General features: G+C 56.8%; 11 protein-coding genes. 6 read left to right on the forward strand and 5 right to left on the reverse strand.

All coding sequences use genetic code 11. The features are described from left to right. Window positions 1–4 precede the first annotated feature (4 nt). Window positions 5–1,981, forward strand: a complete 1,977-nt coding sequence (locus QZ725_RS04105; RefSeq protein ID WP_293776475.1) for a GGDEF domain-containing protein — start codon at window positions 5–7, stop codon at window positions 1,979–1,981. Window positions 1,982–2,154: 173 nt separating this feature from the next. On the opposite strand, the gene QZ725_RS04110 is transcribed toward QZ725_RS04105, so the two are convergent. After that, the gene (locus QZ725_RS04110; protein WP_293776477.1) at window positions 2,155–2,946 is read right to left on the reverse strand and encodes a fumarylacetoacetate hydrolase family protein; all 792 of its coding nucleotides are present in this window, start codon (window positions 2,944–2,946) and stop codon (window positions 2,155–2,157) included. 237 nt (window positions 2,947–3,183) lie between these two features. Beyond that, on the reverse strand, window positions 3,184–4,479 hold the full coding sequence (serS, locus tag QZ725_RS04115; RefSeq protein WP_293776479.1) for a serine--tRNA ligase: 1,296 nt from the start codon (window positions 4,477–4,479) through the stop codon (window positions 3,184–3,186). 144 nt (window positions 4,480–4,623) lie between these two features. Here serS and QZ725_RS04120 point away from each other — a divergent pair, with 144 nt between their 5' ends. Genes QZ725_RS04120 through QZ725_RS04130 form a run of 3 tightly spaced genes read left to right on the forward strand, consistent with a single transcriptional unit; the run spans window position 4,624 to window position 6,656 of the window. After that, a complete protein-coding gene (locus QZ725_RS04120) occupies window positions 4,624–4,842 on the forward strand; it encodes a hypothetical protein (protein WP_293776481.1) in 219 nt (72 codons plus the stop codon). Between the two features lie 48 nt (window positions 4,843–4,890). Further along, a complete protein-coding gene (locus QZ725_RS04125; RefSeq protein WP_293776483.1) occupies window positions 4,891–5,952 on the forward strand; it encodes an NAD-dependent epimerase/dehydratase family protein in 1,062 nt (353 codons plus the stop codon). A gap of 56 nt (window positions 5,953–6,008) precedes the next feature. Continuing rightward, the gene (locus QZ725_RS04130) at window positions 6,009–6,656 is read left to right on the forward strand and encodes an NAD(P)H-binding protein (RefSeq protein WP_366773661.1); all 648 of its coding nucleotides are present in this window, start codon (window positions 6,009–6,011) and stop codon (window positions 6,654–6,656) included. A gap of 8 nt (window positions 6,657–6,664) precedes the next feature. Here QZ725_RS04130 and QZ725_RS04135 read toward each other — a convergent pair whose 3' ends face one another. From QZ725_RS04135 to QZ725_RS04145, 3 genes are all read right to left on the reverse strand, one after another. After that, complete coding sequence (locus tag QZ725_RS04135; protein WP_293776485.1) at window positions 6,665–7,945, reverse strand: replication-associated recombination protein A; 1,281 nt, start codon at window positions 7,943–7,945, stop codon at window positions 6,665–6,667. A 135-nt stretch (window positions 7,946–8,080) separates the two neighbouring features. After that, the gene (gene lolA / locus QZ725_RS04140) at window positions 8,081–8,788 is read right to left on the reverse strand and encodes an outer membrane lipoprotein chaperone LolA (protein ID WP_293776487.1); all 708 of its coding nucleotides are present in this window, start codon (window positions 8,786–8,788) and stop codon (window positions 8,081–8,083) included. A 9-nt stretch (window positions 8,789–8,797) separates the two neighbouring features. Further along, window positions 8,798–11,131, reverse strand: a complete 2,334-nt coding sequence (locus QZ725_RS04145) for a DNA translocase FtsK (RefSeq protein ID WP_293776489.1) — start codon at window positions 11,129–11,131, stop codon at window positions 8,798–8,800. A 322-nt stretch (window positions 11,132–11,453) separates the two neighbouring features. On the opposite strand from QZ725_RS04145, the gene trxB reads away from it, so the two are divergent. Together trxB and QZ725_RS04155 are read left to right on the forward strand one after the other, a co-directional pair. Further along, window positions 11,454–12,407, forward strand: coding sequence for a thioredoxin-disulfide reductase (gene trxB / locus QZ725_RS04150; protein WP_293776491.1), 954 nt, complete (start codon window positions 11,454–11,456; stop codon window positions 12,405–12,407). A gap of 83 nt (window positions 12,408–12,490) precedes the next feature. Continuing rightward, complete coding sequence (locus QZ725_RS04155) at window positions 12,491–13,135, forward strand: Smr/MutS family protein (protein WP_293776494.1); 645 nt, start codon at window positions 12,491–12,493, stop codon at window positions 13,133–13,135. The last annotated feature ends 26 nt before the right edge of the window (window positions 13,136–13,161 follow it).

Consider the following 13,161-nt stretch of genomic DNA (forward strand, 5'->3'; position numbering starts at 1 on the left):
CGTCATGTCTTCCCTCCCTCCAGCCCAGCTTCTTCCCGCATTCGCCATCCGGCACGAGGAAGGCATTGCGCCTGCTGCCAATAACACGCCACCTTATCGCTTCAAGCTCAAGGAGCCGACCTTGCCGTTTGCTATCCACGACCTTCAGTCGAGGCAACCGGCGACGCCGGCCAATGACCAAGACAGCCACCTCGTGCATCGTCTGCATGAAATCTTGCTGCACCGAGAACTGACGCCCTTGTATCAACCGATCATCGATATGCAAAGCGGCGATATCATCGGTTACGAAGGCTTGATTCGCGGTCCGTCGGATAGCCCGCTGCATTCGCCACTCAATCTCTTCAAGGTAGCGCGAAGCTGTGGCCTGAGCGTCGAAGTCGAACATTTGTGCCGACGCATCACACTCGAAAAATTCGCGGAGTTACAGCTATCTGGAAAGCTGTTTCTCAACGTCAGTCCTGAGTGTCTCGTGCAATCTGGCCAACGACGCGGTGAAACACTGGGCTTCATCGACGAAGTCGGCATTCATCCGGATCGCGTCATTATCGAACTGACGGAAAGCCACCCTACCTACGATTACGACTTGCTGCGCGAAGCCGTACGGCATTATCGCGCGCTGGGTTTCGTGATCGCCATCGATGATCTGGGCGAAGGGTTTTCCAGCCTGCGCCTGTGGTCGGAGATTCGCCCGGAATACGTGAAGATCGACATGCACTTCGTGCAGGGTATCAATCACGATCCGATCAAGTTGCAGTTCGTGCGCTCGATTCAGGAAATCGCGGAAAAATCCGGTACCGTGGTCATCGCCGAAGGCATAGAAACCGATGCCGAGCTGCTGATGATCCGCGATCTCGGCGTGCCTTTAGGCCAGGGTTACCGGATTGCACGACCGCATGCCAACCCGGACACACGCATTGCCAGCGATCTGTATACGCAATTGCGCCGTAACTGTGTGGCCATCTATCCGCAGGAGACACGGCGAACACATGAAGTGCTGACAGCCGCAAAATTGTTGCGCCGTGTTGAAGCCGTTACGCCGGAAATACAGAACAACTGCATTTACGACATGTTCAAGAACGATCCTTCTCTGGAAATCATCCCCGTGGTTGCCAGCGGGGTGCCGATCGGCCTGATTACACGTGCCAATCTGATTGATCGCTTTGCGCGCCCTTATCTGCGCGAGCTGCATGGCCGAAAATCCTGCACGCTGTTCATGGATACCAATCCACTCATCGCGGAAAAGAGCACGCCGCTGCACGCCCTGAGTCAATTGATTGTGGATGCGGATCGTCATCATCTGTTCAATGGTTTCATCATCACGGATAACGGCCAATATGCAGGCATGGGCAATGCGCATGACCTGATGCGCGAGATCACACAGATGCAGATCAACGCAGCGCGCTATGCCAATCCGCTAACAATGTTGCCAGGCAATGTGCCCATCGACGAACATATCGATCGCCTGCTGGAAAGCCGCACCCCGTTCTGCGTTTGCTACGTCGATCTTGATCACTTCAAGCCATACAACGATGTCTACGGCTACCGCAAGGGTGACGACATGATCCGGCTGACGGGTCAGCTGCTGTCGGCACATATCGATCCCGAGCGTGACTTCGTCGGCCACATTGGCGGCGACGATTTCATTGTGCTGTTTCAAAGCGAAGATTGGGAACAGCGCTGCCATGTCATCCTTGACGCCTTCGCCACGGCCATCTTGCCTTTCTACACGGAAGATCATTTGTTCCAAGGCGGCTACATCAGCGAAGACCGGTGCGGGCGACGCGTATTCCATGCACTCGCGACCATGTCACTGGGATTATTAAAGGTCATACCGGGCAACTATGGCTCGCATCACCAGATTGCGACTGCGGCTGCCGATGCAAAAAAGCAGGCCAAGAAAATCCCCGGCAACAGTCTCTTCATTGATCGCCGTCTCGGCCCTTCCCTGCCGATACAGGATTACCTGCCAGACCATGAATGAATGCGACGGCGGCGCATGAAGATGGAAAAAATCCATGCACCTCCCGCTGAATGAAAGAAAAACGCCGCTACGCAATCAAACGTAACGGCGTTATACGACGGCCTGCGCAAGCATCTCACAGCCACATGCGTAGCTCACCCAAACGAACAGCAAGTGCTACAAGCTGCAATCGTTTACACGACCTTGAGCGAAATGCTCGGCAAGCGTGCGATATACCCTTCCATCACATCGCCACGCACCACCGGCCCGACATTCTCGGGTGTTCCTGAATAAATGATGTCGCCCGGCATCAGCTCGAAAGCCCTTGAAAGATTGCTGATCTGCTCCGCTACCGACCAGATCATGTTTTTCAAATCCGAACTCTGCTTGACTTGTCCATTCACCTTCAGCCAGATCGCACCTTCACTGAAATGACCGATACTGCTGACCGGATGCAAAGGGCCGATGGGCGCTGACTTGTCGAAACTCTTGCCAATCTCCCACGGCTTTTCTTCCTTCTTCATGGCCGCCTGCAGATCGCGCCGCGTCATGTCCAGACCGACTGCGTAACCGAACACGTGATCGAGCGCCGTCTGCACCGGAATGTCTTTGCCACCTTTGTGCAAGGCCGCGACAAGCTCGATTTCATAGTGATAATTCTTTGTCAGTGTCGGGTAGGGATGATCGACAGTCTGTCCAATCGGCACGTTCTGGATCGCATCCGTCGGTTTCTGAAAAAAGAAGGGCGGCTCGCGTGTCGGGTCCGAACCCATCTCCCGTGCGTGCGCCGCATAATTGCGGCCAATGCAGTAGATACGCCGCACCTGGAACCGGTCTGCGCGACCAGCGATGGGAATCGTCGTCTGCGGCACCGAAAACAATGCCTGCTCATTGGCATTACCGCGCGAAGCGGCACAGCCACTCAACGCCCCCACGGTTAATACACCCGCTGCTTGCAACATGCCACGTCTATTCAGGTCCGTCATGGTGTCTCCTCGATAGTTATCGCTATTGATGAATCACGACATGGCCAGCAGGGGAAACCGCAAAGCGCTTCCTAGCTTTCCATCGAATGACTATAGACACGAAACACGCATGCCGCAATGCGACGATGACGATGCGATACAGCAAGCATCAAACGAATCGGCGGGCAACGAAACACTGGACGAAAAAAATCCCGGGTAACAACCCGGGATTTTTTCACAACGTATTCTGCCGATTAATCAAGCATGCGGCGCAAGACGCGTCAGCCCATTCATGTACGGACGCAGCACTTCGGGAATCGTCACACTGCCATCGGCTTCCTGATAGTTTTCCAGTACGGCAACCAGAGTACGGCCGACAGCCAGACCGGAACCATTGAGGGTGTGCACCAGTTCCGGTTTGCCTTGCGCATTGCGGAAACGCGCCTGCATGCGGCGCGCCTGGAATGCTTCGCAGTTGGAAACCGACGAAATTTCGCGATAGGTATTCTGCGCCGGCAGCCACACTTCGAGATCGTAGGTCTTGCTGGAGCCAAAGCCCATGTCGCCCGTGCACAGCGTAATCACGCGATACGGCAAACCGAGTTTCTTCAAAATCGCTTCGGCATGACCGCACATTTCTTCGAGGGCTTCGTACGACTTTTCTGGCTGCACCACTTGGACCATCTCGACCTTGTCGAATTGATGCTGACGGATCATGCCGCGCGTGTCACGGCCATAGCTGCCGGCTTCCGAGCGGAAACAAGGCGAATGCGCCGTCATCTTCAGTGGCAGTTCCTCACCGGCGAGAATCTCGTCGCGCACGATATTGGTCAGCGATACTTCTGCTGTCGGAATCAGGTACAGCGACTCGCCCTCGCCTTCCTGCCCCCCCTTCTTCACCGCAAACAGATCGGCTTCGAACTTGGGCAACTGCCCCGTGCCGAACAGGGAATCGGAATTGACGATGTAAGGCGTATAGCACTCGGTGTAACCATGTTCGCCCGTATGGGTGTCGAGCATGAACTGGGCCAGTGCGCGATGCAGGCGTGCGATCCCGCCCTTCATGACCGCAAAGCGCGAACCCGTGAGCTTGGTGGCGACGTCAAAATCCAGCCCGATAGTAGCGCCGACATCGACGTGATCCTTGATCTCGAAATCGAACTGGCGCGGCGTGCCGACCTTGCGCAACTCGATGTTTCCGCTTTCGTCCGTACCAACCGGCACCGATTCGTGCGGCAAATTGGGAATCGCCTGCATGAATTCGCTGATCTTGCCCTGCAGTTCGTCCAGACGTGCTGCCGATGCCTTGAGCTCATCGCCCAGCCCGGCGACCTGCGCCATCACGACCGACGTATCCTCGCCCTTGCCCTTGAGCATGCCGATCTGCTTGGACAGCGTGTTGCGCTTGTTCTGCAGCTCTTCAGTGCTCGACTGGATCTGCTTGCGCTCTGCTTCGAGAGCATTAAATGTCGCGACATCGAGCTGAAATTTGCGACCGGCCAGACGTGTCGCCACGCCATCGATGTCTTTGCGAAGAAGTTGGATGTCGATCATGGAAAAGGACGAAAGAAAAAATCAAACCGGGATTGTACCAAGCGCCAGCCGTTGCGGCCATGCGCGGCCCCTTACAAGGCGCACCGGTTTAGCCCTAGCGTGGTTGTACGGTACCATTGCGGAAATTCTTCTACAGACATAACGATGGCAGACCAAGACAATCCACGCCCGCTTCCGCTGACCGTTCTCCTCGTCGGTTTTTTCTTCATGGCTGCACTGGCACTGTGGACGGGCAGCCGCTTCTTTCTGCACGGTGACAGCCCTGCGTACGGGATTATCGGTGGCATCAGTCTCGGTGCCGCCTATGCCTTCGGCAAACAGATTCACCTGCATTACATGAACAAGGGGCGCGCAGGGAAATAATTCCGGCCGAGGCGTCGTCACAAACCATCAAAGGGAAAAGGAGGCACGATGCTCGCTATCGATACTAGCCACCCGGTGCTAGTAACCGGTGCCACCGGCTATGTCGCTGGTTGGATCATCGCGCGTCTGCTGGAATCCGGCCTGACTGTACACGCGGCCGTGCGCAACCCATCTGATAACACACGCCTCGCACATCTTGACAAGTTGGCGGCAAGCAGCAGCGGCACGATTCGCTACTTCAAGGCCGACCTGCTTTCTGAGGGCTCCTACGATGAAGCCATGGCGGGCTGCCGCATCGTGTTCCATACGGCTTCGCCATTCACGCTCGACGTACGCGATCCACAAACCCAGTTGATCGATCCCGCTCTGCGTGGCACACAAAATATCCTCGATAGCGTCGAACGCAGCGTCACCGTTGAACGTCTCGTCCTGACCAGCAGCTGCGCCGCCATCTACGGCGATAATCGCGATCTGAAGCAGACCGCCAATGGCGTCTTCACCGAAGACGACTGGAATACCACGTCATCACTGCAGCATCAGCCTTATTTCTATTCCAAAACGCTGGCCGAACGTGCTGCTTGGAAAGCTGCAGAACGCCAGTCACGCTGGAAGCTCGTAGTGCTCAATCCCAGCCTCGTCATCGGCCCCGGACTGAACCCGCACGCCACATCCGAAAGCTTCAATGTCATTCGCCAGTTCGGTGACGGCCGCATGCGCTTCGGCGCACCGGATCTCGGACTGGGCGTGGTCGATGTGCGCGATGTGGCCGAAGCTCACCTACGCGCCGCGTTTTTGCCAGAGGCTAGCGGGCGCCACATTATTTCTGGCTACAACACCTCACTGCCGGCGCTGGCGCAAACCCTGCTGCCTCGCTATGCGGCATATCCAATCCCGCGCCGTACTTTGCCAACATGGCTAGTGTGGTTGGCAGCTCCTCTTACCGATCGCAGCATCACGCGTCGTTTCGTGCGCAACAATGTCGGCCTGCCGTGGATTGTCGATAACAGCAAGAGCCAACGCGCACTGGGTCTGCGATATCGTCCCTTGCGGGAATCCATGCATGAGATGTTTGCGCAACTGATCGCCAGTGGCCAACTGCCAAAGCACTAACCCCAACGGAGCACGCCATACATACGGCCTCGCCTTTTTTCAAACGTCGTGTACTGGTGGCCGGGGCATCCGGGCTGGTCGGTTCGCGCATCTTGCAGCGTTTGCTGGAAGAAGAAAGTGTTGCGGAAGTACATGCCTTGTTTCGTCGTCCGGCTGAGTTCACCCATCCCAAACTGACCGTGCATGTAGTGGATTTCAACGCACTTCCACCGATGCCGCAAACTGATGAAGTGTATCTGGCACTCGGCACAACCATCCGGCAGGCCGGCAGTCAGGCGGCATTTCGCGCAGTGGATTTCACTGCCACACTCGCCGTCGCGACTGCAGCCATGCAGGCTGGCGCAAGCCGTATCGGCGTCGTGAGCGCGATGCAGGCCAATGCGCATTCGCGAATCTTTTACAACCGCGTCAAGGGAGAGATGGAAGAGGCGTTGCGTGCACTGAATCCGCAAACGCTCGTGGTGGCTCGTCCTTCAGTGCTAACAGGCGATCGCCATGTTCTGCAACAACCGGCTCGGTATGCTGAACGTATCGGCATCTTGCTGGGAAAAGTTTTGGCACCGCTGTTACCCGCAAACTATCGCCCCATCGAAGCAGACTGCGTGGCAAACGCACTCACGACATTGCTGCCGAATGAGCAAGGCATGCGCATCGTGGAATCTGGCGAACTGCAACGCTTCGCAAAAAAACGCCATCGCACCTGAGACGAAACCTACTCTTTCGCTTCGTCGTCCCACTGTTTCAACTGCGCAAGCTTGTCACCGATCTTGATTTCCAGACCGCGTGGTACCGGCTGATACCAGCGCGGTTCCTGCATGCCATCAGGCAGATAGGTTTCGCCAGCTGCATAGGCGTTCGGCTCATTGTGCGCGTAGCGATACAGCTTGCCGTAACCGAGTTCCTTCATGAGCTTGGTCGGCGCATTACGCAAATGCTCTGGCACGGGACGCGTCTTGTCTTTCGACACGAATGCACGTGCCTGATTGTAGGCGTTGTAACCCGCATTACTCTTGGCAGCAATTGCCAGATAAATGACAGCCTGCCCGAGCGCCAGTTCGCCCTCAGGCGACCCAAGACGTTCATAGGTCGCTGCCGCTTCATTGGCAATCGTCATCGCACGCGGATCGGCCAACCCGATGTCTTCCCATGCCATACGTACGATGCGCCGTGACAGATAGCGTGGATCGGCACCACCATCCAGCATGCGCGTCAGCCAGTAGAGCGCAGCATCGGGATGTGAGCCGCGTACGGATTTGTGCAGCGCCGAAATCTGGTCATAGAAATTGTCGCCGCCCTTGTCGAAGCGCCGTAACGCATCGCCCAAGGTTGCCTGCAATAGCGGCACATCTATCTCGTCCTGCTTCTTCGCCTGCGCTGCGCGCGCGACGATTTCGAGGTTGTTCAACAGTTTGCGGCCATCGCCGTCGGCACTCGCTACCAGTATGGCTTTCGCCTCGGGCGCGTATTGCATGCCATCGAGTTCTTCGATAGCGGCACGATCCAGCATGGCTGCAAGATCGTCTTCCGTGAGCGATTTGAGCACGTACACGGCAGCACGCGACAGCAATGCGCCATTGACTTCGAAAGAGGGATTTTCAGTCGTCGCACCAATAAAGGTGAACAAGCCACTTTCCACATGCGGGAGAAAGGCATCCTGCTGACTCTTGTTGAATCGATGCACTTCATCGACGAACAGAATCGTACGACGGCCCATCGCATTGCGCGAGAGCTCCGCCCGTTCGACTGCCTCGCGAATATCTTTGACGCCCGACAAGACCGCAGACAGGGCAATGAAATCTGCCTGGAAACTGTCGGCCATCAACCTCGCCAGCGTCGTCTTGCCCACGCCCGGCGGCCCCCACAGAATCATCGAATGCGGTTCACCCGATTCAAATGCAACCCGCAGCGGCTTGCCCGGCCCGAGGATATGCTGCTGGCCGATGACATCATCGAGCGTATGCGGTCGGAGTCGTTCGGCAAGCGGTATGGCCATGGTGGATTTCAATAGAAGGGAAATTCAGAAACGGGATCAATCATTGGCGATGACATCGCCATAAAGCAAACGACGCCAGCCGAACGATTCAGACTGGCGTCGCGCAGACAGCACGTGCACGTATTGTAATGCGCGTTACTGGAACACGTCCGCGCCTTTGGGGATCGCAAATTTGAACTGGCTCGCAGGCATCGATGGATTCCGCTCGAAATGGCCGAACGTCAGCAGCGACACCTGACCGAACGAATCACGCAATTCCATTGCTGCTGGCACACCATCCTTCATGCCGATGCCGATGCGCTCGAAGGTCGTATCCTTGGTTTTCGGCGTGGCTTCCAGCCATTCCATGCCATTCTTCGCGCCAGCTTCCTTCAGGCTGAAATTCTGTTCGAGATTGTTGCTGCCGAACAGGATGGCTGCCGGTGATGAACCAAGCGCATCACCGAGCTTCTTGATCGTGACCTGATTCAGGTCCTTGTCGTAGATATAGAGCTTTTCGCCATCGGCTTGCAGCAATTGCTCGTACGGCTTCTGGTAGGTCCAGATAAACTTGCCAGGGCGCGAAAAAACAAACGTACCCGTCGATTGGTTTGAGACCTTGGCCGTACCGCTATCGACCTTGACCAGTTGCTGCGTAAAGCTGCCCTTGGCCGATTGCGTAGACGAAACGAAGGACTTGAATTGCTCCAGCGCTGCCGCTTTTGCCAAGGAGGGAACTGTAATCGCCGCAGCAACCAGCAGGACGCTCAGCACAGGCAGCCGCCAGTCAAAACGACGTGCGACGGCCTTGCCATGTTCACTGCGACGCGCAGAAGCAGCAGAAGAAATCGAAGAACGCTCCATATTCACTTTCTATTCGTTTGCATTCCCCGCCGGCACGAGAATCTCGCGATTGCCGTTGGATTGCATTGTAGATACGAGCCCGCTTTGCTCCATCTGCTCCAGCAGACGTGCCGCGCGGTTGTATCCAATACGCAGATGGCGCTGCACCAGCGAGATCGATGCACGACGATTCTTGAGCACGATCGCTACGGCCTGATCGTACAGCGCATCGCCTTCACCGCCGCCCGCACCTTCTGCTCCCAGAGACAGATCACCATCCTCGGTGGTGCCCCCTTCTAGGATGCCTTCGACGTAATTTGGTTCGCCTTGCTCCTTGAGGTGGTTCACCACGCGATGTACCTCATCGTCCGACACGAATGCGCCATGCACACGAATCGGCAGGCCCGTGCCCGGCGGCATGTAGAGCATGTCGCCCATGCCGAGCAGCGCTTCTGCACCCATCTGATCCAGAATCGTGCGCGAGTCGATCTTGCTGCTGACCTGGAATGCAACACGCGTCGGGATGTTGGCCTTGATGAGACCGGTGATCACGTCTACAGATGGGCGCTGCGTCGCCAGAATCAAGTGGATGCCGGCAGCACGTGCCTTTTGCGCAATACGCGCGATCAATTCCTCGACCTTCTTGCCGACGACCATCATGAGATCAGCCAGCTCGTCGATGATGATGACTATGGTCGGCAGTTTTTCTAATGGTTCAGGTGCATCCGGCGTCAGGCTGAATGGATTCGGAATCTTCTGTTCGTTCTTTTCGGCTTCAGCAATCTTGGCGTTGTAACCGGCCAGATTACGCACACCCAGCTTGCTCATGAGCTTGTAGCGGCGCTCCATCTCGTTGACGCCCCAGTTCAGCGCATGACCGGCCTGACGCATGTCGGTAACAACGGGTGCCAACAGATGCGGGATGCCTTCGTAGATCGACAATTCCAGCATCTTCGGATCGATCAGGATCATGCGCACCTGCTTGGGATCGGACTTGTAGAGCAGCGACAGGATCGTCGCGTTGATGCCCACCGATTTACCTGAACCCGTCGTGCCCGCCACCAACAGGTGCGGCATCTTGGCGAGATCGGCCGTGACCGGGTTGCCGGCAATGTCCTTGCCCAGCGCCACGGTCAAACTCGAAGAGCTGTCGTTGTAGACCTTGGAACTCAGGATTTCTGTCAGGCGTACGATCTGCCGTTTCGGATTCGGCAATTCCAGCGCCATGTAGTTTTTGCCCGGTATGGTTTCGACCACGCGCAGCGACGTCAGCGATAGCGAGCGCGCCAAATCACGCGCGAGGTTGACGATCTGGCTGCCCTTGACGCCCGTCGCCGGCTCGATTTCATAGCGTGTGACAACCGGTCCTGGATAAGCTGCAACGACCTTCACCGAAATACCGAAATCGGACAGTTTTTTCTCGATCAAACGGCTGGTGAATTCCAGCGTTTCAACGCTGACGGTTTCCTGCGCTTCGGGTGCGTCATCCAGCAGGGACAACGGCGGCAGGTTGGTGTCTGGCATGTCGTTGAACAGCGACGATTGCCGCTCCTTATCCACCCGCTCCGACTTCTGCACCGCGACGATCTGTGGCTCGATACGCACTGGCGGTGCCTCGACGATCTTGGCACGTTCCTGCACCACGACTTCCTCACGCTTCGCAGTGGCAACCTGGCCCATCTGCCTATCCTTGCGCGCCCCATAGAAATTGCCGATCAGGCGCACGCTGCGCTCCAGCATTTCGCCGATGCGCTCGGCCACGTTCAGCCAAGACACATGAAAAAACAGGCTGAAACCCAGGCCGAACAGCAAGAGCAGCAAGAGCGTTGCCCCCATGAAACCAAAGGCATTCTGCGCTGCACTGCCGATCAACTCGCCGAGCACGCCACCGGGCGCGCGTGGCAGTTCGGCATGCATCGAATGCATCCGCAGATATTCGATGCCGACGCTGCCGATCATCATTACGAAGAAACCGATACCGCGAATCAGATTTTCATGCGGCACCGGCTCTTCCGGCTCATCCTTGAGCAGAAAACGTTGCGACAAGCGACGGTAACCGTTCCACACCAGGCGCAGGCAAAAAATGCACAGCCACCAGGCTGACAAACCAAAAATGAACAGCAGCAGATCAGCCAGCCAGGCACCAGTCTTGCCACCGAGGTTGTGCAGCTTGGTCACCATGTTGGCGTGCGACCAGCCGGGATCGACAGGCGAATACGTCAAGAAAATCAGGATCAGATAGAGCGTGACCACCGAAAGGATCAGCCAACGCGCTTCGGACAGCAGCTTGGCAATGCGGCCCGGAGGCGGCGGTGCTTTCGTATTATTGGTCTTGCGGGTATAGGCTTGGCTTGTTTTCGTCATAAATCAGGACGCGTTGCGTCAATAGGGAACCCGGCATCGCCCCTTGAGCAAAGGAAGAACGATGTCTGCCTGGTTCAGCGGCAGAGGGTAAAACAAAGTCGGCGGGACGCGCCGTCGACGCCGAGTCTGCCGGCACGGCGTCAGGAAGCACTGCTGGAGCGGCATTCATCGCGGCCCGAGCGGTTCGTCTATAATCTTAACCAGTTTTCATCTGTTACACGAATAATTCCGGCGCCCGTTGAAATTTTGCCGCCCTGCCGGCATATCCGATCAGGCAATAACCGGTTTCCCGTCTTACCCATCCAATTCCAGAAATCATTCCATGTCCACCGTCAAACACGCCAAAGTCCTGATTCTCGGTTCCGGCCCAGCCGGCTATAGCGCTGCCATTTATGCGGCACGCGCCAACCTTCATCCGGTGATGATCACCGGTGTGGAGCAGGGCGGCCAGTTGATGACGACTACCGATGTCGAGAACTGGCCAGGCGACCCGCTGGGCGTGCAAGGTCCTGAACTGATGCAGCGCCTGCTGCAACACGCAGAACGTTTTAACACCGAAATCATCTTCGATCACGTGCATACCACGCATCTGAACGAAAAACCGATCCGCCTGGTAGGCGACATGGGTGAATACACCTGCGACTCGCTGATCATCGCCACTGGCGCTTCGGCCCAGTATCTGGGTCTGCCTTCCGAGCAAGCCTTCATGGGCAAAGGCGTGTCGGCTTGCGCCACGTGCGATGGCTTTTTCTATCGTGAGCAGGAAGTCGCCGTGATCGGTGGCGGCAACACGGCGGTCGAGGAAGCACTGTATCTGGCGAATATCGCCAAGAAGGTTACCGTGATCCACCGCCGGGACAAGTTCCGCGCCGAAGCCATCCTGATCGACCGCCTGATGGCGAAGGTCGAGGAAGGCAAGATCGAGGTGAAATGGAACCACACGCTGGATGAAGTCGTCGGCAACGACAGCGGCGTGACCGGCCTGAAGATCAAATCAACCGTGGATGACAGCGTGAGCGAACTGACGGTGCACGGCCTGTTCGTCGCAATCGGCCACAAGCCGAATACCGACATCTTCGCTGGTCAGCTCGACATGCATAACGGCTACATCAAGACCAAGACCGGTCTCGAAGGCATGGCAACCTCGACCAATATTCCGGGTGTGTTTGCCGCAGGCGACGTACAGGATCACGTCTATCGTCAAGCCATTACCAGCGCCGGTACGGGCTGCATGGCAGCGCTGGATGCACAGCGTTATCTGGAAAGCCTGGAATAAACGCATGCAGGCCGGCTTCGCGCCGGCCTTATGGTGCACATACACTGCACACACTTTCCCGGATCTTTTTGCGGAGTTGCGTCATGCCGCCAGGCCCGATCAAGGATTTCAGCGCCCTCAAATCGCTGCACAAGGATTTGAAAAAGCAGGAAGAAGCGCGTCTGCTTGCCGAAGCCGAACGTGCTCGCGCCGAACAAGCAGCGCGCGTGGAAGCGGATCTGTTTCGCGCCAGCATCGGCAACATCACGCCGCTCAAACCGAGCGAAAAAATCCTGCATACGGCAACGCCGCCGTCGCCCATCGCGCGCCAGCATCTGGCCGATGAACAAGCCGCATTGCGCGAATCCCTCTCTGACGAATTCACTGTTGAATCGCTACTCGATACCGACGAATCGCTCAGTTATGCGCGCAACGGTATCGGTCCCGACGTATTACGCAAACTGCGCCGTGGGCATTGGGTGATTCAGAGCGAGCTCGACCTGCATGGCATGCGCACGGATGAAGCGCGCGAAGCGCTGGGTGGATTCCTGCGTCAGGCCGTCAAGCGCGGCCAGCGCTGTGTCCGGGTGATTCATGGCAAAGGACTGGGCTCGATCAATCGCGAACCTGTTCTGAAGAAAAAGGTGCGCAACTGGCTGGCACAGAAAGATGAAGTCATCGCCTTTTGTCAGGCTCGCGCAAACGATGGCGGCGCCGGCGCATTGGTGGTATTGCTGCGCGCCAGCTAGATTCGGCAGGTACAAACAAAAAGAGC

This window comes from uncultured Oxalicibacterium sp. (assembly GCF_913776015.1).
Classification (GTDB): Bacteria; Pseudomonadota; Gammaproteobacteria; order Burkholderiales; family Burkholderiaceae_D; genus Oxalicibacterium.